The sequence below is a fragment of the Myroides sp. ZB35 genome (assembly GCF_001865835.1).
In the GTDB taxonomy this organism is placed as follows: domain Bacteria; phylum Bacteroidota; class Bacteroidia; order Flavobacteriales; family Flavobacteriaceae; genus Flavobacterium; species Flavobacterium odoratimimum.
On record NZ_CP017769.1, the window covers coordinates 1,881,832 to 1,902,482 of the forward strand.

Genomic DNA, 20,651 nt, shown 5'->3' on the forward strand with positions numbered 1-20,651 from the left:
GTTGTATGTTTTACCAATTTGTTATGCAGAGTGAGTTTCTGCCTCTTTATTGATTTTTTTGATTAGTCCAACTAATACTTTACCTGGTCCAACTTCTGTAAATAAAGAAGCTCCATCTGCGATCATTTGTTCTACAGACTGAGTCCATTTTACAGGAGCAGTTAACTGTAGGATAAGGTTCTTCTTAATCTCTTCAGGATTGCTCACTGCACTAGCAGTTACGTTTTGATACACTGGACAGATAGGAGTGTTAAAAGTAGTTGCTTCGATAGCAGCAGCTAGTTCTTCTCTCGCAGGTTCCATCATAGGAGAGTGGAATGCTCCACCTACAGGAAGTAATAAGGCTCTCTTCGCTCCAGCTTCTTTTAGTGCTTCACAAGCTTTCTCTACAGCTGTAGTTTCACCAGAGATTACTAATTGTCCAGGGCAGTTATAGTTAGCAGCTACTACTACACCATCTATACCAGCACATACTTGCTCTACGATGCGATCTTCTAAACCTAGTACAGCAGCCATAGTAGAAGGTGTGATTTCACATGCTTTTTGCATAGCCATCGCTCTTTGAGAAACTAGTTTAAGTGCATCCTCAAAAGCTAAAGTACCATTAGCTACTAATGCTGAAAATTCTCCTAGTGAGTGCCCAGCTACCATCTCAGGTGTAAAGTTTTCTAATGTTTTAGCTAATACAACTGAATGTAAGAATACCGCTGGTTGAGTTACTTTAGTTTCTTTTAGTTCTTCAGCAGTACCTTCAAACATGATATCTGTAATTCTAAATCCAAGGATTTCATTTGCTTTCTCGAACATCTCTTTAGCTATAGGTGAGTTTTCGTATAAGTCTTTCCCCATTCCTGTGAATTGAGCTCCTTGACCTGGAAATACGTATGCTTTCATAAGTTTAGTTTTAAATTTTGTAAGGCAAAAATAAGGTATTTTTATTAGTAAACCATATAGACATAAAAAAAGCCATCTGATATACAGATGGCTTCGTTATGATATGTTTTTGTATTATTGGATAACACCTACACGATTATCTTTAATCTTAGCATTGTCTTTTAATACTTTCAGTACTTGCATTTGTGCCATACCTCTAACGCTGTTTTCTACTCTAGCTTTATAACTAGCGTAACCAGCAGTTAATTCAGGTGCTTTAGCTACATTTTTAGTTTGGATCATATACACACCTTGTAAACCGTCGATTAACTTAGAATCTTTGTTTACTGCAGTTGCGAAAGCTGTTCCTACTACTAATGGCTCATTACCAATATTCGTGATAAGTGGAGCTCCTTTAGTCACATCAGTTACAGATGCGATAGAAGCTTTAGAACTGTTAGATACTTCTTGAATAGTATTTCCAGTCATTTTCTTTCTGATTACAACTGCTTTTTTCTCGTTCATTAAGATTGGCTCAACGATTGATTTCACTTCTTCTACTGGTGCAAGACCTGTATCATTTTTAGAAGTTACTTTCACGATGATATGTCCATCAGCATTGTCAAATCTCTTAATAGCACTCTCTTTAGTCTCTTTGTTGAAAGCCCAAGAGATAATACTTCTTTGGTTACCTACTCCAGGTAAGAACTCTTCGAATGGACGAATAGTTACTTCTTTCTGAGCATTGAAACCTAATCCTTCAGCAGTAGCGATAAAGTCTTTAGCTGTAGGAGCGTCTTGCTCTAATTGAGTAGCTTTAGTAAATAAGTCATCAGCAGTTACGTCTGACACTTCTATTTTACGAGCTACAGTTGCTAATTTAGCACCTTCTTTCTTTTCGTTTACTTGGATAATGTGGTATCCAAAGTCAGTTTCTACTAAACCGATAGTTCCAGCAGCATTGTTAAAGATAAAGTTGTCAAAAGGTTTAACCATTTGTCCTCTTGGAATATCTTCGTATTTACCACCGTTGTTTTTAGAACCTGGGTCTTCTGTTTGCGTCATTGCTTCCATGGCGAATAAAGAAGGATTAGCTTTTACTTTAGCTAAGATTTCTTCTGCTTTTGCTTTTGCTTCTTCCTTGGTTCTTGTTGCTCCAGGAGCTGCAGAACCTGCAAAACCGATTAAGATATGAGAAGCATCAACTCTCTGACCTGCTTTTTTATCAATCATTCTAGAGATACAATAGTAGTCACCCATAATGTATGGACCAAAAGTTTGACCAGGTTGTAAGTTGAATAATTCTTCTTGGTATTCTAAAGGAAGGTCTTTCTTCGCGTAGTATAAACTGTCAAATTTGATATCTGAATTTGTGTTTACAAATGTTTCGATATCTTTTACAGTTTTAAAACCAGGGATAGTATCGTTCTTTTTAGTTGTAGCATTGTATTGTACAGTTGGCTTTAAGTAACCTTCTATAACTTCTTTTACAGCTTCTTTATCAGCAGCAGATGGCTGACTAGGAAGGAAAGCATATTGTAATACACGAGTAGGCTCAGATTTAAATCTGTTAGCATGTTTTTTCATGTAATCTAATATCTCTGTATTAGAAACAGCAGCTTCTTCGTTATTCACAGTAGAATAAGGAACAGTAACATAGTCAAAAGAAACTTTGTCATTCTCATTAGAGTATGCTGCTTTAGCATCAACATTAGTAGTATAAATACCACCTTGAACTAATGAAAAATACATTTGCTCTAAACCAACTTTCTCTAATTCTTTTTCATAAGCTAACCATTGGTTCCATTGCTCTTGACCAGCACCTTTCATCATAGCAACAAATTGGTTGAATTTGTTGATGTCGAATTGCCCAACAGCGTTTTGGAATTCTGGATTGTTAGCGAATGTAGGGTTGTTTTTAACAACGTTTACTAATTGGTCTTTACCAAGTCTTAAACCTAACTTTTCAAATTCGTTAGTAAGTAAAATATTATTTACTTCGCTGTTCCACACCATTACTCCTGCTTGAGTATTGCTCATCTGTCCTTGCTTTTCGGCTTGAGCTACTTTATGTAGGAATTCTTGGGTATTAATTTCTTCACCATCTACACTACCAATGTTTCTTGATAGTCCACCTCCCGTGCTTCTTACTACGTCGCCAATAACGAATGCTAATAATGCAATACCAATTACGGCAATTAACAGAGCGGATTTTTGTCTAATTTTTGATAAAACTGCCATGCTTTTTTATTATGTGTAATTTTTTTCAGTGAGCGAAAATACAATTATCTATTTAATAATAAAAGGGGTAGTGCTATTATTTTAGTGCTTTCGTTAAGTTTTTATTTAGATTTCAGAATAATTAATTTGTTTTTTTATAATTAATGTTGAAATAGAGTAGATAAGAGAGGATTGTTATCGTGGTTTTATTAAAAAAATAAAGGCGAGATATTTAGTATCTCGCCTCTAGTAGTGTATTATTTTTTGTTATACCCGTCCATCTTTTTTAAGAATTTTCTTCGGAAGAAGAACATGAATATCGCTACTGCTGCTATCAAGAAACTCAACCAAGATCCTGTGTCACCAGCTACTATTTTAGATACACCGTCGTATATAAATAGTACTGCGATAAATAAGTAGAAGAAAGGTATTATGCGTAATGCTTTCATTTTATTCGTTGTTTTTTACGCTTTCGGCGTAACTGTTAGTTGCTTTTACCTTGCTCATTTTACTGTCAAAGTCTATTCCTATTCCTCTAGTGAAGTTTTCGCTATCAGTAGAGGCTCTGTATTTGCCTTCTGTAAAGAACCATTCGTTTTTTTGATCATAGTAAAGTTGATCAGAAACAAGCTTCTTACCATCATGTGTTGTTATCACCACATTTCCTTGTAGGTCTATTAGGTCTGTCTTAGTATAGCGGATAGCGTAATCGGCTATTACAGTATTTTTATTTTTATCCTTGTCATATATTGTTAAGTGAATTCCAACTGGAAATTCGGTAAAGGGATATTTGACATTGCTGTAATCTAGCATTTTTGGACTTACTAAAATAGCTTTGACTCTTCCAGAATCTATGTATTGACCACGCATATTTTCTACTTCACTGGCTGGAAAGAAACTTACTTTGTTGAAGTTTTGTATTTCTTTAAAGTTACTTTCACAAGAAAATAAACTTACAGCAATCGTGAAAAAGAATAGTATGCTTAAGAATTTAGAAAGTAATTTCATTTGTTAGCTTACTACAAATTAATCAAAACGACGTTTTTGGAACCAAAGGTCATTTAATGAGAATCCTACATAAACACTGAAGTAGTTCTCTTTAACTAATCCGTTGTTTTTAGTTCCTCTGCTACCGTATTCAAAACCAATATTTAGGTTAGTGAATTTACGACGCTCTCCTATAGGTAAACCTACACCAAGATTAACAGCCATATCGTTGATAGCTTTGTCATGTAAGATAAGTCCAGTATTTTCATATCTGAAACCAGCTCTATAGACAACGCGATCTAGATAACTGCTAAATGAGTTGTACTTCGGAATATAGAATCCTCCAAGAGAAAAACGATTAGAGTTTTCAAAGTTAGAAATATTCGTTTTATTCCAAGAGTCAGTTAATTTACTTGTTTGTGTAAATGTATATTGACCACCAATGAACCATTTAAATTCTTTACCAAAGCCTAGCCCCATAGAAAGAGCTTGTGGATTAGTAATTTTTCTAGAATCATCAATCACAGTTTTTTGATCTGCGATTTGATTTCCTTTTAAAACTTGCAGTTTCGTAAGGTTGTCGTTTGTCCATTTTGTTTCAGGACTATAAGTTACATTAGCTTGCCAATCGTACCCTTTAAACTTACCTGTATATTGTGCTGAGAAATTAAAAGAGAATCCTTTGTAGTCTAATCTTCTCAATTCTCTAGTAATATTCTGAAGTGATGTTCCGTCTCCGATATCTGTGATGTTCTCATACAGATCATTGTTGGTATGACCAAAGTGGTATCCAGCATCAACTCCAACAGCAAAGTTTTTGTTGATTTCATATCCAGTACCTAAAAATACTCTGTTCACTCCACCATCACCTTCATATCTAGAGTTTATCTTTTGTCCTTGAGGATTTGTTCTTTCTCCATTGATTTTATAACCAACATTAGAGTAAGGTAACAACCCGAACACAACACCAAACTTCTTAGCAATAGGTAACCCTACAGCAACATAGTCTATCGTTTGTCTATTTGCGTTTTCTGAACCAGCATCAGTCTTAAAATTATAAGAAGTACCTGTAGCTCCTAATGAAAAAGTAGTAAGCTTAAGCTTACCAAATGAAGCTGGGTTTTTTAAATTTATATGAATACTATCTGCGTAAACATTTGTTCCCCCCATAGCTTTGTATTCATTCGTACCGTTGTAATTAATATTACCTACGCCATAATAAGAGTAAGGAGACGCATTGCCTTGTTGAGCTAGAGCAGCTGTACCGCATAGTAAACTCAGGCTAAAGAAGATTTTTTTTATCATTTTCAATTGTGTATTGATATAAATTGTTCAGACTCTCTAGTAGAAAGTTTGAATTAGCAAATATGACATTTTTTAATCTTTTGACCAAAAAAAGTGTATCTCCACCAGTCAAAATTATTTTTAAATCAGGATACAAGGATTTGTATTGGTTAATGATGCCATCTATTTCAAGGGTTATTCCATTAATTACGCCAGAGTGAATGGACTGATTTGTTTGATTTCCGATTAAATAATCTATATCAGTTGGTTCTAATAATGGAAGCTTTGCGGTATAATGATTTAAAGCCTTATAGCGCATACTTAAACCTGGAGAAATAGCTCCGCCTAGATATTCATCCTTGTCATTAATAAATTCGTAGGTTATACAAGTACCTGTATCAATAACTAAACGATTAGAATTTGGATATAGTATAGTAGCTCCTGCAGCTAGAACCATTCTATCTATGCCAAGAGTAGCTGGAGTTGCATACTTATTCATAAAAGGGAAAGCACTTTTATGACTAATTTCGATTACTTCTGTGTTTTCTAGTAACCAATTGTAAGTTGTAGATTCTAATTTTCCTACCGAAGAGAGTATAACTTTAGGCTTTACGTCATTTATTTTTAAAATATTTTTAATTTTTTTTTCTAATAAATTTATTTCAAAAAAATGAGTTTCTAAAAGCGTATCTTTTTCAAAGATAGCTAATTTGGTTCTTGTGTTGCCTATATCAATTGCTAGAATCATAGTGTGTTTCTTGTGTTAGGCAAAGGTAGTAAATGATTTTTTTTCTAAAAAGTTTTGGAAGAACGAAAATCTGTTCTATATTTGCAACCGCTTAACAGAACAAGATTGTTCAATACTAAAAGCCAATTGGTGCCTTAGCTCAGTTGGTAGAGCAATGGACTGAAAATCCATGTGTCCCTGGTTCGATTCCTGGAGGCACCACTAATTTAGCTTTTAGTTGTTATAGTTTAAAAAAAGGTGCCTTAGCTCAGTTGGTAGAGCAATGGACTGAAAATCCATGTGTCCCTGGTTCGATTCCTGGAGGCACCACTAATTTAAACTTAAGCGAAACATAAGGTGCCTTAGCTCAGTTGGTAGAGCAATGGACTGAAAATCCATGTGTCCCTGGTTCGATTCCTGGAGGCACCACAAAAAACCACTACTCATCAGTAGTGGTTTTTTTTATTTTGCGCCCTGATGTAAAAGAAATGGAGGATCAGTGACAAAAGTTGGATCAGTGACAAAAGTTGGGATCAGTGACAAAAGTTGGGGACTACGCAAAAAGTTTGGTCAATCTAAAAAGTAAAATACATTTGAAAATAATGCTCACTGCTAAAATAAAGAGTTTTAAGAGAAGTATTTAATCATTGATTAATCATGTATAAGTGTATAAAGAACGTTCTTAAGGGGGCTTGTGTGTCTTTGTGTTGGTGATTGAAGAGAGGATAGGAAGAAAATAAAAAGCCCACTTCATAGAAGTGAGCTTTATGTATTATTTGTTGATTGCCTCAAACTCCATTGTTAGTTTTTTTAGTTCTAACTCTTGGGTTTTAATGTTAGTTTGCAAATCAAGTAATTGCTTTTTGAATTTTAAATCTTCTATTGGAGTAAGTTTACCTGAAGCATTTAGTTGAACATATTTGCTATTTCTAGCATTGTATTTATCTTCTGCTTTTTGAAGTTTTAATGTTTGTTTGCTTACTTTTTTCTGACTTTTGATAATACTCTTTTGTCTTTTAAGTTCAGCTTTATGTTCTTTTTCTAATTGCTTTTGGGCTTTTAGTTCTTCTTTTTGTTGTTGTTTAGCTATTTCTTTTTCTTGTTCTAATCTTTTAGCAGCATCCTTTTCATTTTGAAGTTTAATCTCTTCAAGTTTTAAGCTTTCTTCAACTAGTTTCTTTTCATCAATTAATGACTCAAGTGAAGTGTGTTCTGTAGGGATCTCTTTTACATCAGTAGTTTTAATTTCTTGAGCTTTAACCACAGATGTTGTTGCTACAAATATTGCAGCAGCACATAGCATTTTGTTTTTCATTGTTTTGTTTGTGTGAATTGTATTAAATATTTGTTTCGTGAGTATGTATTTACCATTCATTAATTCTATTAGCATCTAGCTTTAGAAAGATGAAAAGTAATACAGTAAATGCCATTAAACTAGAACCTCCATATGAAAAGAATGGTAGGGGTACACCAATGGTAGGGAATAGTCCAATAAGCATTGTAATATTAAAGGCGAAATGTATAAACAGAAAACAGATAACACAATAACCATAAACACGGTTAAATATTTTTTTCTGTCTTTCTGCTAAGTGTATTAATCTGAAAAATAGGCAGACAAATAGAATGATTACAAAAGAAGCACCAGCAAACCCCCATTCTTCTCCTACTGTAGTGAAGATGTAGTCTGTGTGTTGTTCTGGTACGAATCCTCCCTTTGTTTGAGTTCCTTCTAAGAATCCTGTTCCTGTCCAGCCTCCTGATCCAATGGCTATTTTGGATTGATTAAGGTTGTACCCTTCAGCTTGTAAGTTAACGTCTTCTCCTATTAATACATTAATCCTGTCTTTTTGGTGTGGTTCTAGTACTTCATCATAAACGTAATCTACAGAGAATACGAAGGCTGACATGATTACAACTAGTATAATATATATTAAAGGGTTACGAGTAATCTTTTTGTTTAAATAGAAGTGTAATGCCGCTATTGCAAGTATAGAAGCTATGATGATACCTGGTTTTACTACAAGTGCTGCGACAAATAGAATAATTGTTATAAATCCAGTCCATAAGTACCAACTAGGCAGTCCTTCTCTGTACAAAACAAATACAAGAGAAACGAATAACATAGCACTACCAGTATCGTGCTTTAATATAAATAGGGTAGGTACACCGATGATAACTAAAGCTATAATTTGTTCTTTAAAAGAACTTAGATGGGATTGACTATCTGATAAAAATTTAGCGAGTAGCAGGGCAGTAGTAGTTTTTACAAACTCTGAGGGCTGTATACCAAAACCAGCTATTTGATACCAGTTCGTTTGACCTTTTACTGACTTACCAAATACAAATAAACCAAGTATGGAAAGCAGCCCAATGATATAGAAAACCATAGCATACTTCTCATAGAACTTAGTGTCTATGGATACAATCAATATAATAAGTGGAATACAAAAAATAATAAACATTAGTTGTCTACCATAGATTTGGCTTAAGTCAAAAATAGATGTGGTTTCTGCAGGTAGAGAAGCCGAATAGATATTAATCCACCCAGCTATGACTAAAAGCATATACAGAAGTATTGATATCCAATCTATGTTTTTTTGAACACTAACGTTTTTCATTTTTGATTTAATCTAAAGCTATATATTAATTCTATGTGTTTTTTTAGGTTTATCTGACGTGTCATAAAGATGAAGCACTTTGTCATATTCATTTTTCAAACTTCCTTCTAACATTCGTTTTTCTAAGTCAGTTCTTACTATTTCTGGTAGAAGATATTTCTGAACCATTAAGCTAGTAATAGGAGCCGCCCATCTACCTCCCCAATATCCGTTTTCAATAAATACAGCAATTGCTATTTTAGGGTCATCTTTAGGGGCGAATGCTACGAATACAGAGTGATCAGTTAATTGGTAACGTTTACCATTGATTCTAGTAAAGTTCTCTACAGTACCTGTTTTACCACACATTTCTAAACCATCTACTCTCACAGAACGACCAGTACCAATATTAAATACATCATTCATTCCTTTTATAATAGGTTCGAAATGGCGTGGATCTATTGATGTGATATTTTTAGTAGTGAACTTTTTATCTATGTCGTGATGTTCTATATTCTTAATGATATGAGGTGTATAGTAATAACCTTTATTAGCTACAGCAGCCATTACATTGGCTAATTGCATTGGAGTCATAATAACTTCTCCTTGACCAATAGAGTTAGAAATAGTAGTCGTACTTTTCCATCCTCCATTTGGATACCATCTGTTGTAATAGTCGGCATCAGGGATATGTCCTTTTCTTCCTTCAGGTAGATCATATCCTAAGAATTGGCCTAATCCAAATGAATGTAAATGTTCACTCCATTTATTGATTCCTTCAGCAGGTGATTTATACTTCTCTATTACTCTTTTATATGTATTAGCGAAGTATGTATTACAAGATTTTGCAATAGCGATGTTTAAATTCCAATGACCAGAATCATGGCATCCCATCCACGCACCTTTACCATAATAGAAACCTCTATTACAAGCAAAAGTAGTATGTTCATTAATAACACCTTCTTGTAAACCTATTAAACCAGTAAGTATTTTGAATGGGGATCCTGGAGAATATTCTCCTGATAATACACGATTATACAATGGTTTAGCAAGTGAATCATTATATAGTGCAGTATAGTTTTTAGAACGTTCTCTTCCAACGAGTAGAGCAGGATCATAACTAGGAGCATTAATTAAAGCTAGTATTTCTCCCGTTTTAGGTTCGATTGCAACAATACCCCCTCTTTTATTCTGCATTAATAACTCTCCATAAGCCTGTAGTTCACTATCTATTGTAAGAATAATGTCATCTCCTTTTACGGCTAAAGTGTCATATATTCCATTTTTAAAAGAACCTATTTCTCTATTAAAACGGTCTCTTTGAATATATTTTACACCTTTAGTACCTCTTAATGTCTCTTCATATTCTTGTTCGATACCTTGTATACCAATCAAGTCACCTGATTTATAATATGAATTTGACTTTATATTTTGTTCGTTTACTTGACGGATATACCCAAAAAGGTTTGCTCCTGAAGATACTTGATAGTCTCTTAGAGATCTTTTTTGAATATAAAACCCATTGAAGTGTCTTATTTTTTCTTGAAAGGCAGCATATTCAGCTTTACTTAATTGAGGTAAGAAAATAGAAGGTAGTCTAGGACTATATACCTTTGCTTTTTCTAATTTAGAAACAAACTGGTCATAAGTAACATCTAGTAAACTGCATAAAGCTAGAGTATCAATATTCTTAACTTCTCTAGGAACAACCATAATATCATAAGAAGGTTGGTTCGCTATAAGTAATTTATTGTTTCTGTCAAAGACATATCCTCTTTCAGGATATTCATAAACAATTTTTAAAGCGTTATTCTCTGACTTTTTAATATAAGTATCATCTACAATCTGTAAAAAGAATAATCTAGCTAGTACTACAATAGTAACTACTATAATAATTAATGGTAATAAAAGCTTTCTCATTTTTTCGACGGTTTAATCAGGAATAATATCAAAATACACGCTAGTAGTGTAGTTATAGTTGTTAGTACAGTTCTTAAAAGAATCTCCCAGATAAAATTAAATCTAAAGAATTCTAATCCAAAAAGAATAATGTGATGTATAACAACGGATATTGAAATATAACCAAAAACCTCTAGAGATTTAAAAATATCTTTAGTGATTTTTTTGATAATATTTAAATTGTGATATTGATAGCTGATCCCGAAGGAGAACTTTAATATTGATGGTCTAGCAAAGGCTAGAATTAAACTAGCAGCTGCATGCATTCCACCAGAGTTCTCAAACATATCTACAATAAGACCTAAAAAAAAGCTTGTTAAGTAAAAAACAGCTTTATTGTTGTCTGTTGGATATAAAATGATAAAAAGGATATATGGAAATGGGTTTATAAAACCAAAAAGATCTATATTATTGAAAATAAGAATCTGTGCGATTAGTAACGCAATAAAACGAGCAATATTTGAAAATGCAACACTATTCATCTTTTGTTTCAGCTTCTAGTTGGTTAATTTCTTCAATATCTTTGTTCTTAATTACGTATATATAACCAAGGTTCGTCATGTCATTGAACAAGCGAACAGAAATTGTAAAGTAATTTGAAGTTTCATTAGTATATGCTTTCTCGATTACTCCAATAGGAATATTTTCAGGGAATATCGTAGATATACCTCCTGTAACAATAGTATCTCCTTTGTAAATCTCAGCTAGCCTTGGTATATCAGATAAATTAACATATCCAGTGTTTTTTCCATCCCATTCTAGAGGACCGAAGTGATTCGTACCTTTTATTTTAGCATTGATCTTAGATTTAACGTTCAAGATGCTTTGTACTGTAGAGTAGTTTTTAGATGTTTTTTCTATAACTCCAATCACTCCATTACTATTAATCACTCCCATATCTTTTTCGATACCTTGTTTAGAACCACCTTTTATGGTAAGGTAGTTTTCTTTAGTATTAAAAGTATTACGGATTACTTTAGCGACTATGATAGAGTACTCTTGTCTTTCTTCTGGCATTAAGTTTCTAATTTCTATAGAATCTTGTGCAGTAGTATTGTTGAAAGCGATGGCCTTTAGGTGTGCATTTTCTAAAACAAGAGCATCATTCTCTGTTTTTAAATGCATATACTCCTTAAAGTTGTTTACATTTTCATAGACATAACCAGTCACACCATTCGCAGAGCTAATAAACGAACTTTGATGAAAAGTATGCGTTTGTATTATTAGCCCGAATGATATGACTAAAAGCAGCAAAAACAGTAGCTTAGTACTGTTTTTTATAAAGAAATTGATTATCTGCTGCATAAGTTATTTTTATTTGATCAATACACTTTTGTATTTGTCAATGTTCTTGATTGCTAGGCCAGTACCTCTTACAACTGCTCTTAACGGATCTTCTGCGATGTATACAGGAAGGTCTGTTTTTTGAGAAATACGTTTGTCTAAACCTCTAAGCATAGAACCTCCACCTGCTAAATAAATACCAGTATTATAGATATCAGCAGCTAGTTCTGGTGGAGTTTGAGATAATGTTTCCATTACAGCATCCTCTACACGTTGGATAGATTTATCTAAAGCTTTAGCGATCTCTCTGTAAGATACAGTTACTTGTTTTGGTTTACCAGTTAATAGGTCACGCCCTTGAACTAGCATATCTTCTGGAGGAGTTTCTAAATCTTCAGTAGCTGCTCCGATTTGAATTTTGATTTTTTCTGCAGTACTTTCTCCAACGAATAAGTTGTGTTGTGTACGCATATAATAGATGATATCATTAGTGAATACATCACCTGCAATTTTAACAGATTTATCACATACAATACCTCCTAAGGCAATAACAGCAATCTCAGTAGTACCACCTCCGATATCTACAATCATATTACCTTTTGGTTGCATAATATCTACTCCAATACCAATTGCAGCAGACATAGGTTCATGTATAAGGTAAACCTCTTTACCATTCACACGCTCACAAGATTCTTTTACAGCACGCATTTCTACCTCTGTTATTCCAGAAGGAATACATACAATCATACGTAATGCTGGCGTAAACATTTTTTTTCTTAATGCAGGAATGCTCTTGATAAAGAGGCTTATCATTTTTTCTGAAGCATCGAAATCAGCAATAACTCCGTCTTTTAATGGGCGAATTGTTTTGATATTACCATGCGTTTTTCCCTGCATCAAGCTTGCTTCTTTTCCGACAGCAATAATTTTACCCGTGGTCCTATCTCGGGCAACAATAGAAGGGTTGTCTACCACAACTTTTCCTCCATGGATGATTAGGGTATTCGCTGTTCCAAGGTCTATAGCGATATCCTCAGTCATAAAATCAAAAAATCCCATATAATTAAAAGGCTTTATAGTTAATATTTTAATGCTTTACAAAAGTAGTAAATTAATGTTTAAAATGACGAATTCCTGTACAAACCATAGCGATATTATTTTCATCACAATAATTGATACTTAAATCGTCTTTTATAGACCCTCCAGGTTGGATTACAGCTGTAATTCCAGCGTTGTGAGCTATTTCTACACAGTCAGGGAAAGGGAAGAATGCATCACTAGCCATAACAGCACCTTTTAGTTCTATGTTAAATGAATTAGCTTTTTCGATTGCTTGACGTAAAGCATCTACACGAGAGGTTTGTCCTGTACCAGAAGAGCACAGTTGACCATCTTTTACTAATACAATTGTATTTGACTTGGTGTGTTTACAGATTTTAGAAGCAAATAACAAATCTTCTATTTCCTTGTCTGAAGGAGATAATTTTGTAACGTTAGTTAATAGCTCTTTATTGTCTGTAATATTGTCTTTATCTTGAACTAAAATTCCGTTTAAGCAAGTACGTACTTGTTTCTTAGGAAGTTCAGTTTCTTTTATTACTAAAATAATTCTGTTTTTCTTTTCTTTTAAAATCTCAATAGCAGCTTCGTCGTATGCAGGAGCGATTACAACCTCGCAGAATAATTTGTTGACTTCTTCAGCAGTTGCTACATCTATAGTGTTATTTGCAATTAAAACACCTCCAAATGCAGAAGTAGGATCACCAGCTAGAGCATCTAAGTACGCTGCTTTCATTGTGCTTCTTTGTGCTACTCCACACGCATTATTGTGTTTTAAAATAGCGAATGTAGGAGCTTCACCTTTAAACTCATTCATTAAGTTTACAGCGGCATCTACATCTAGTAGGTTGTTGTAAGATAGTTCTTTTCCATTTAACTTGTCAAAAAGGGCATCAAAGTTTCCGAAGAAGTGACCTTTTTGGTGAGGATTCTCTCCATATCTAAGTTCATTTCCATTTGCTTGGCTAATTTTAAGTACTGTTTCGTCTGTATTGAAATAGTTAAAAATAGCTCCGTCATAATGAGAAGAAACATGGAAAGCTTTTGTAGCTAATAATCTTCTGTTTTCTAAAGTAGTCGCCCCATTATTCTTTTGAATCATCTGTAAGAATAGTTCGTATTCGTTTACAGAAGGTACGATTACTGTATCTTTAAAGTTTTTAGCAGCAGCTCTGATTAAAGAAATACCTCCAATGTCTATTTTTTCAATAATATCAGCTTCAGGTGCTCCAGATGCTACAGTGTTTTCGAATGGATATAAATCCACAATTACTAAATCAATTTGTGGGATTTCATATTCTTTCATTTGAGCAATATCTCCTTCGTGATCTTGTCTATTAAGAATCCCTCCGAAGATCTTAGGATGTAATGTTTTTACTCTTCCTCCTAGGATAGAAGGGTAAGAAGTAACGTCTTCTACAGGTACTACAGGTATGTTTAACTCTTTGATAAATGTTTCTGTACCACCAGTAGAATAGATAGTTACATTGTGCTTGTGTAACTCTTTTACGATTGGCTCTAATCCATTTTTATCAAAAACAGAAATTAGGGCTGATTGAATTTTTTTAGTTGTGCTCATGTTGTGTTTTTTGTCAATGCGCAAAAGTAACTATTGTCTAGGTATTAATAAAGTTTAATGAAGAAGTTTTTTAACTTTCTTTTTATTTTATTTCTAATATTGATTAATTTAGAAAAATATCTCTCTGTTTTTTGTGTTGTTGACAAGATTAGGGGAGTTATGTTATATCTATAAAGAAAAGCGATTAGCCTTATGAGAGTGTATTTAAGACTTTTATCCACGAGTTTTAGTTTTGCAATTAATGCGTTACGTATTAATAAGCTTCGTACTGCACTTTCTTTTCTAGGTGTTACTATTGGGATTTTTTCGATTATAGCTGTTTTAGCAGCAGTAGATTCGATGGATAGGAATATTAAAAGTGAATTGAGTGGTTTTGATCGAAATATGATTTATGTTTTCGATCGTTCTTTTGGGCCAACCGAAGTTCCTAAATGGAAGTATGAGCAGTATCCAAAGATGAAGTATGACGAATACGATTATCTTAAACGAAATCTAGCCAATGTAGAGTATGCATCGTTTAATTATTTTACTAAGTCTGAACAGATGAAGTTTGGTGCAAACTATGCAGAAGTTATTATGAGACCATGTTCTTCTGATATGCAGTTTTTGGATAATGTAAAAGTGGTTAACGGGCGTTTTTTTAATGAATCAGAGGCAACAAATGGTGTTCCTGTGGTAGTGATAGGGCATGAAGTAGCTAATACATTATTTGAGGATTTTGATCCAGTAGGACAGTATGTTCGACTCTATGGTAAGCGTTTTACAGTTATTGGTGTTATTGAAAAGCAAGGATCTATAAGCGTTGGAGGGAGTCAAGATGAGAGTGTTTATATGCCAGTGAATATAATGAGACAAATGTTTGGCGATAATAGTTTAGCATCTACTACAGTAGTGATTCTTAAACCTAGTAAAGATGTAGATATTAAACAGTTTGAAGATGAAATAGCAGCGAAATTAAGATTGTATAGAGGATTGAAAGAAGGGGAGGATGATAATTTCTTTATCAATGTATTTGGAGGGATGTTAGATATGATTGAGAAAATTATCGGACAGATGAATGTAGTGGGATGGATTATTAGTGGCTTTTCTTTATTGGTAGGAGGTTTCGGTATTGCTAATATTATGTTTGTATCTGTTAAAGAACGTACTCATCTTATTGGTATTCAAAAAGCGATTGGAGCAAAGAGACATTTTATCTTATTTCAGTTTTTGTTTGAAGCAATTATATTATCACTTATTGGTGGGCTAGTGGGGATCGTTATGGTATGGGGGATAGGTCTACTAGTTACTAGTTTATTAGATTTTACTTTTGTATTGAGTCTTTCTAATATTTTCGTAGGACTGATTTTATCAGGTTTTATAGGAGTGTTGTCTGGGTACTTACCTGCTAGATCAGCTGCAAAGTTAGATCCTGTAGAAGCTATTAGAATGGGAGGATAGAAATAAGTAGAAATAAAAAAGGATACTAATTGCAAAAAATAGTATCCTTTTTTTATGTTCTAACCTTAAGAGATTATCTCATAGGTCTATTTAAGATCAAATCTAAGTATTGATTTACATTCTTTTTCAGGTCTCTTCTGTGTGTAATAAAATCAAGGAATCCGTGTTCTAATAAAAATTCAGAAGTTTGGAAGCCTTCAGGTAAGTCTTTACCTGTTGTATCTTTTACAATACGTGGGCCTGCGAAACCAATTAATGCACCTGGTTCAGCTATATTGATATCACCTAACATAGCGAAAGAAGCTGATATACCACCTGTTGTAGGGTCTGTACATAATGAAATGTATGGAATTTTAGCATCGCTTAGCATTGCTAATTTAGCAGATGTTTTTGCCATTTGCATTAATGAAAAACCTGCTTCCATCATACGAGCTCCTCCTGATTTTGAAATCATTAAGAACGGTATCTTATTTTTTAATGAGTAGTCTATACCACGTGCGATTTTTTCTCCTACTACAGATCCCATAGAACCTCCAATAAAAGCAAAGTCCATTGCAGCAACTACTAATTTTTCTCCTTTTGATTGACCAACAGCGACTTTAACAGCATCTTTTAATTGTGTTTTAGTCATTGCTTCTTTTAAACGATCTACATACTTTTTAGTATCTTCAAATTTCAAAATATCTTTTGAAGAAAGGCTTTTGGCTATTTCTTTGTAGTCGTTGTTGTCAAAAAGAATTTCAAAATATTCTTTACTACCAATACGAACGTGATATCCATCTTCTGGACTCACCCATAAATTTTGTTCTAACTGATCTTGATCAATTATCTTTCCAGTCGGAGATTTATACCATAATCCTTTTGGAATATCTTTTTTGTCTTCTGTTGGCGTCTGAATACCTTTTTCTTTCCTTTTAAACCAAGCCATAAAATGTTTCTTTTGTTTATACTAATTTGAAAGCAAGGGGGGAATTATAACGTATTTACGTTATTTAAATCTTCAAAAGCTTGTTCTAAGCGAGCGATTAAAGTCAATTCTCCTTGTCTAACCCACGCTCTTGGATCATAATATTTCTTGTTTGGAATATCTGAACCGTCAGGGTTACCTATTTGAGTTTTTAAATAGTCTATTTTTGAAGACATATAGTCTCTGATTCCCTCTGTGTAAGCAAATTGTGTATCTGTATCGATATTCATCTTGATTACACCGTAACTAATAGCTTCTCTAATTTCTTCTAAAGAAGAACCTGATCCACCATGGAATACGAAATCAACAGGATTGTGTCCTAAGTTGTGTTTCTTCGCTACGTATTCTTGAGAGTTTTTAAGAATGATAGGAGTCAGTTTTACATTACCTGGCTTGTATACACCGTGTACGTTTCCGAAAGAAGCAGCGATTGTAAATCTAGGGCTTACTTTAGATAATTCTTCATAAGCGTAATCTACTTCATCAGGTTGCGTATATAATCTAGATGAATCTACATCCGTATTATCTACTCCATCTTCTTCTCCTCCTGTGATTCCTAATTCTATTTCTAATGTCATACCTAGTTTGTCCATGCGCTCTAAGTATTGTTTAGAAATCTCAATATTTTCTTTAATAGGCTCCTCTGATAAGTCAATCATGTGTGAACTAAATAGAGGTTTACCATATTGTTTCATATGTTCTTCACCAGCATCTAATAAGCCATCTATCCAAGGTAATAGTTTTTTTGCACAGTGGTCTGTATGTAGAATAACAGCTACTCCATAAGCTTCTGCTAATGCATGTACATGTTTTGCTCCTGCAATAGCTCCTATGATAGCTGATTTTTGATTCTCATTAGACAACCCTTTACCTGCCATAAAAGATGCTCCTCCATTTGAAAACTGAATAATCACTGGAGAATTTAATTTAGCAGCAGTTTCTAATACAGCATTGATAGTACTTGAACTAGTTACATTTACTGCTGGTAGTGCAAAACCTTTTTCTTTTGCATATCTAAAAATCTCTTGAACTTGGTCGCCAAAAGCAACTCCTGGTTTAATATTATGAGCCATAGTTGTGTGTTTAAATTTTGTACAAAAATACTAATTATTATTTGAATTAGAATGGATAATTAATTCCAACGTTTAAGACTGATTCTTTTAAGCTAAACTCCTTGAACCATTTTTGTCCTTTATCTTGTGCAGGATTATATGTTTTGAATCCCATATCTAATCTGAATACAAAGAAACTAAAATCATATCTCAATCCTAATCCCGATGCTACTGCCATATCTTTTAATGAAGAAATGCCGTTAAAGGTATAGGTATTATCTTTAATATCATCAAATACGTTCCAAATATTTGAGGCATCTACGAAAAGTGCTCCATACCATTTCCCTCCTATGTTAAAACGATACTCAGTACTGAAGAACAATTTCATATTCGCTTCGTTAAAGTCATTGATACCTCCACTTTGCCCAGGACCTAATCGGTAAGATTGCCATCCTCTATTGTCATTTGATCCTCCTGAATAATAACTCCTTGTGAATGGAATGGAATTGGAGTTGCCATAAGGTACTGCTAGACCAGCGAAAGCACGCATTGCAACAACACGTTTTTTGCCTAGATCAAAGTATTTAACGAAGTCTACCTCTGTTTTTACATATTGAGAAAACTCTACATCCATTATTGTTTTTTTTCCTGTTGGTCCTATTTTAGAACTTGTATTTTGCATTAATAAGTTCATAAGACCACCTGCAGACTCTACTTTAGCTTTTAGCGTATAGAAGCTGTTATCTAATAGATTAGTTCTAGTCGTATTCGTAAAAGTGATATTACTCGCTATAATTAAGTTGTTTTCAGATAGGCGTATACGTCTTTCTTCTATACTTCTTATCTCTTGATGATCTTGAGCAGAGATACCTAGAGGATTATTTGTATCTAGAGCATCTTTTATAAATAGATTACTTCCTCCTTCAGCTATCGTTAGATTTCCATTCTGATCATAATAGTCTGGATTGATAGTAGTATAGTTTTTAGACAGGTCATTTAATCTAGTATAAGATGATTTATAAACACTGAAGTAATTACTAGGGTTGGTATTTCTAATGTATTGTATATTAGCTAAATCCACACTAAAGCTATTCCTTCTTGATGGTAGCCACGTATAGTTTATAATAGCTGTTAAACTGTTTTTGTCTAGCCCAATATTTTTCTGTTTAGTATGCCCAAAGCTCATAGAAGTTGTTGGTAACATACTTTTAGGAATTAATCTATCCGTATTTATTGGAAATAATAGTCGTGGAAAAGTTAGTTTAACATCTCCACCATATTCTGTTACATTGAAGAACACATCATTAGGGTTGCTCATTTGGCGAGAAGAACCTAATGATCCTTTTAAGTTGATTTCTAATATCTCAGCTCCTCTAAAAACATTTCTGAACAGTAACCCCATACTACCACCAATACCAAAATCTTGAATATTCGAGTGAGTAACATCAAATGATGGGTTGAAAGTCATCTTTTTACGAGATGTTAGGTAGATATTACTGATTAATGATTGTCCAGTAGTATCTCTTTTATCTTCTACATATTCTATAACAGGATAGTTAAAAGTACGTAAATTACTGATAGAGCGAGAGGTTAATACTCTTCTGAAGTCACTAAAAGTACTTCCTTTTGTTATAAATATAGCATCTGTAAGTGCCTTTGGCTTATACTGAAGTTTTGTAGAACTATAAATATTAAAGTTGTTATAGTGAACACTATCTAAGACGTATTCTTTGTTTTTAGAACTATTATCTGTGAAGATATTTACGTCGCTAATCGTATATATTTTAAACGGAACTTCTTTTAATGAATCCCCTGACTTTACTGTTCTAGGATCAATGATTAATTCTATATTCGCTCTGTTTTTTTTATTGATAATAGTATCTACTTCATAGCGAATATTTAATTCTTGAAAATGATACGCACCATTATCTCTAAAGTCTGTAGCTAATCTTTTTCGTTCTTCTTCGAAGTTTTTAACATCAAATACAGTATTGCTCTTGATTTTTGATTTTGATAGAGACTTAAGGTATAGATCTTCTAAAGCTTTCGTACTGATATTAGCGTTAATACTATCTATTACATACGGTTCTCCTGTAGTAATGCTATATGTGTTTTTTACTTTTTTTACTCCAGTGGTATCTAACTGAGTTGTAATTTTTGTATCAAAAAAACCTTTGTTGAAATAGTAGTTTTTTAGACGAATCTTAGATTTGTTTGTTCTCAGGCTATCGTATAAAGCAGGTGCTTCTCCTGTTTTTAATAGGAAGTTATTAATCCCAGATATAATAAAAGACTCTCCTAATCGGTCAACTTGTTTCTTAGAAAGAACACTCTCCATTACCTTTTCTTTACCAGGGTTTTCTTTTAACCATATTTGATATAGTGAATCAGCATTTGGCTTTGCCAGATTGTACAGATATAGTCTTAACCTCATATTAGTCATGGGAAAAGTGCTGTTCGGGTGTTGGTATAGCTGCGCCATAACCTCTTCTTTAGATATTTTTTTACCATTTTCGAGAATGGTATTATCCATTAATAGAGCACGGTCGTTTGGAACCTGCTCCGTGATAGAGCATGCAAAAAAACTTATGCTCATTAATAGAAATAGTAGTATTTTTGGTAA

Annotated in this window: 17 protein-coding genes and 3 tRNA genes; 4 read left to right on the plus strand and 16 right to left on the minus strand. The window is 33.5% G+C overall.

The genetic code is table 11. The features are described 5' to 3' along the window. Window positions 1–21: 21 nt before the first annotated feature. From fabD to BK054_RS08520, 6 genes are all read right to left on the minus strand, one after another. On the minus strand, window positions 22–894 hold the full coding sequence (gene fabD / locus BK054_RS08495; RefSeq protein ID WP_058699295.1) for an ACP S-malonyltransferase: 873 nt from the start codon (window positions 892–894) through the stop codon (window positions 22–24). 114 nt (window positions 895–1,008) lie between these two features. Further along, window positions 1,009–3,114: a peptidylprolyl isomerase gene (locus tag BK054_RS08500; RefSeq protein WP_058699296.1), complete on the minus strand. Its 2,106-nt coding sequence runs from the start codon at window positions 3,112–3,114 to the stop codon at window positions 1,009–1,011. A 236-nt stretch (window positions 3,115–3,350) separates the two neighbouring features. Then, window positions 3,351–3,542: a hypothetical protein gene (locus tag BK054_RS08505; protein WP_006257276.1), complete on the minus strand. Its 192-nt coding sequence runs from the start codon at window positions 3,540–3,542 to the stop codon at window positions 3,351–3,353. 1 nt (window position 3,543) lies between these two features. After that, complete coding sequence (gene lptC / locus BK054_RS08510) at window positions 3,544–4,101, minus strand: LPS export ABC transporter periplasmic protein LptC (RefSeq protein ID WP_006257275.1); 558 nt, start codon at window positions 4,099–4,101, stop codon at window positions 3,544–3,546. 18 nt (window positions 4,102–4,119) lie between these two features. Then, window positions 4,120–5,385: a hypothetical protein gene (locus tag BK054_RS08515; protein ID WP_006257274.1), complete on the minus strand. Its 1,266-nt coding sequence runs from the start codon at window positions 5,383–5,385 to the stop codon at window positions 4,120–4,122. After that, entirely contained in the window at window positions 5,363–6,112 is a 750-nt protein-coding gene (locus BK054_RS08520; RefSeq protein WP_006257273.1) for a type III pantothenate kinase, read from the minus strand. The genes BK054_RS08515 and BK054_RS08520 overlap by 23 nt, the downstream gene beginning before the upstream one ends. Window positions 6,113–6,240: 128 nt before the next feature. Here BK054_RS08520 and BK054_RS08525 point away from each other — a divergent pair. From BK054_RS08525 to BK054_RS08535, 3 genes are all read left to right on the plus strand, one after another. Beyond that, window positions 6,241–6,313, plus strand: a tRNA-Phe gene (locus tag BK054_RS08525). Window positions 6,314–6,348: 35 nt separating this feature from the next. Further along, window positions 6,349–6,421: transfer RNA gene (locus BK054_RS08530), tRNA-Phe, on the plus strand. Between the two features lie 26 nt (window positions 6,422–6,447). Further along, window positions 6,448–6,520 (plus strand) — tRNA-Phe (locus BK054_RS08535). 343 nt (window positions 6,521–6,863) lie between these two features. Here the strand turns inward: BK054_RS08535 and BK054_RS08540 are convergent. Genes BK054_RS08540 through purH form a run of 7 tightly spaced genes read right to left on the minus strand, consistent with a single transcriptional unit; the run spans window position 6,864 to window position 14,569 of the window. Continuing rightward, complete coding sequence (locus BK054_RS08540; RefSeq protein WP_230493138.1) at window positions 6,864–7,406, minus strand: hypothetical protein; 543 nt, start codon at window positions 7,404–7,406, stop codon at window positions 6,864–6,866. A gap of 49 nt (window positions 7,407–7,455) precedes the next feature. After that, window positions 7,456–8,709: a rod shape-determining protein RodA gene (gene rodA / locus BK054_RS08545; RefSeq protein WP_006257271.1), complete on the minus strand. Its 1,254-nt coding sequence runs from the start codon at window positions 8,707–8,709 to the stop codon at window positions 7,456–7,458. 18 nt (window positions 8,710–8,727) lie between these two features. Further along, the gene (gene mrdA / locus BK054_RS08550) at window positions 8,728–10,608 is read right to left on the minus strand and encodes a penicillin-binding protein 2 (RefSeq protein ID WP_006266359.1); all 1,881 of its coding nucleotides are present in this window, start codon (window positions 10,606–10,608) and stop codon (window positions 8,728–8,730) included. Next, window positions 10,605–11,129, minus strand: coding sequence for a hypothetical protein (locus BK054_RS08555; protein WP_006257269.1), 525 nt, complete (start codon window positions 11,127–11,129; stop codon window positions 10,605–10,607). Before BK054_RS08555 ends, mrdA begins: the two co-directional genes overlap by 4 nt. Further along, the gene (gene mreC, locus BK054_RS08560; protein WP_006257268.1) at window positions 11,122–11,952 is read right to left on the minus strand and encodes a rod shape-determining protein MreC; all 831 of its coding nucleotides are present in this window, start codon (window positions 11,950–11,952) and stop codon (window positions 11,122–11,124) included. Before mreC ends, BK054_RS08555 begins: the two co-directional genes overlap by 8 nt. 9 nt (window positions 11,953–11,961) lie before the next feature. Further along, window positions 11,962–12,990, minus strand: coding sequence for a rod shape-determining protein (locus BK054_RS08565; RefSeq protein ID WP_006257267.1), 1,029 nt, complete (start codon window positions 12,988–12,990; stop codon window positions 11,962–11,964). A 52-nt stretch (window positions 12,991–13,042) separates the two neighbouring features. Then, window positions 13,043–14,569 (minus strand): bifunctional phosphoribosylaminoimidazolecarboxamide formyltransferase/IMP cyclohydrolase, encoded by a 1,527-nt coding sequence (purH, locus tag BK054_RS08570; protein ID WP_058699297.1) that lies wholly within the window; start codon window positions 14,567–14,569, stop codon window positions 13,043–13,045. 192 nt (window positions 14,570–14,761) lie between these two features. On the opposite strand from purH, the gene BK054_RS08575 reads away from it, so the two are divergent. Further along, window positions 14,762–16,009, plus strand: a complete 1,248-nt coding sequence (locus BK054_RS08575; RefSeq protein ID WP_058699298.1) for an ABC transporter permease — start codon at window positions 14,762–14,764, stop codon at window positions 16,007–16,009. A gap of 73 nt (window positions 16,010–16,082) precedes the next feature. Here BK054_RS08575 and accD read toward each other — a convergent pair whose 3' ends face one another. The 3 genes from accD to BK054_RS08590 are packed head-to-tail and all read right to left on the minus strand — an operon-like array spanning window position 16,083 to window position 20,624. Further along, window positions 16,083–16,937, minus strand: coding sequence for an acetyl-CoA carboxylase, carboxyltransferase subunit beta (accD, locus tag BK054_RS08580; protein WP_006257264.1), 855 nt, complete (start codon window positions 16,935–16,937; stop codon window positions 16,083–16,085). 44 nt (window positions 16,938–16,981) lie between these two features. Next, a complete protein-coding gene (fbaA, locus tag BK054_RS08585; RefSeq protein ID WP_006257263.1) occupies window positions 16,982–18,049 on the minus strand; it encodes a class II fructose-bisphosphate aldolase in 1,068 nt (355 codons plus the stop codon). A 46-nt stretch (window positions 18,050–18,095) separates the two neighbouring features. Then, window positions 18,096–20,624, minus strand: coding sequence for a BamA/TamA family outer membrane protein (locus BK054_RS08590; RefSeq protein WP_006257262.1), 2,529 nt, complete (start codon window positions 20,622–20,624; stop codon window positions 18,096–18,098). Window positions 20,625–20,651 lie beyond the last annotated feature (27 nt).

Bases quoted from the DNA above. Each gene is read 5' to 3' on its own strand.
- mrdA (WP_006266359.1), bottom strand. From the start codon at position 10,608: ATGAGAAAGCTTTTATTACCATTAATTATTATAGTAGTTACTATTGTA.
- BK054_RS08565 (WP_006257267.1), bottom strand. From the start codon at position 12,990: ATGGGATTTTTTGATTTTATGACTGAGGATATCGCTATAGACCTTGGA.
- BK054_RS08515 (WP_006257274.1), bottom strand. From the start codon at position 5,385: ATGATAAAAAAAATCTTCTTTAGCCTGAGTTTACTATGCGGTACAGCT.
- lptC (WP_006257275.1), bottom strand. From the start codon at position 4,101: ATGAAATTACTTTCTAAATTCTTAAGCATACTATTCTTTTTCACGATT.
- fbaA (WP_006257263.1), bottom strand. From the start codon at position 18,049: ATGGCTCATAATATTAAACCAGGAGTTGCTTTTGGCGACCAAGTTCAA.
- mreC (WP_006257268.1), bottom strand. From the start codon at position 11,952: ATGCAGCAGATAATCAATTTCTTTATAAAAAACAGTACTAAGCTACTG.
- BK054_RS08505 (WP_006257276.1), bottom strand. From the start codon at position 3,542: ATGAAAGCATTACGCATAATACCTTTCTTCTACTTATTTATCGCAGTA.
- rodA (WP_006257271.1), bottom strand. From the start codon at position 8,709: ATGAAAAACGTTAGTGTTCAAAAAAACATAGATTGGATATCAATACTT.
- BK054_RS08500 (WP_058699296.1), bottom strand. From the start codon at position 3,114: ATGGCAGTTTTATCAAAAATTAGACAAAAATCCGCTCTGTTAATTGCC.
- purH (WP_058699297.1), bottom strand. From the start codon at position 14,569: ATGAGCACAACTAAAAAAATTCAATCAGCCCTAATTTCTGTTTTTGAT.
- BK054_RS08540 (WP_230493138.1), bottom strand. From the start codon at position 7,406: ATGAAAAACAAAATGCTATGTGCTGCTGCAATATTTGTAGCAACAACA.
- fabD (WP_058699295.1), bottom strand. From the start codon at position 894: ATGAAAGCATACGTATTTCCAGGTCAAGGAGCTCAATTCACAGGAATG.
- BK054_RS08555 (WP_006257269.1), bottom strand. From the start codon at position 11,129: ATGAATAGTGTTGCATTTTCAAATATTGCTCGTTTTATTGCGTTACTA.
- accD (WP_006257264.1), bottom strand. From the start codon at position 16,937: ATGGCTTGGTTTAAAAGGAAAGAAAAAGGTATTCAGACGCCAACAGAA.
- BK054_RS08520 (WP_006257273.1), bottom strand. From the start codon at position 6,112: ATGATTCTAGCAATTGATATAGGCAACACAAGAACCAAATTAGCTATC.
- BK054_RS08590 (WP_006257262.1), bottom strand. From the start codon at position 20,624: ATGAGCATAAGTTTTTTTGCATGCTCTATCACGGAGCAGGTTCCAAAC.
- BK054_RS08575 (WP_058699298.1), top strand. From the start codon at position 14,762: ATGAGAGTGTATTTAAGACTTTTATCCACGAGTTTTAGTTTTGCAATT.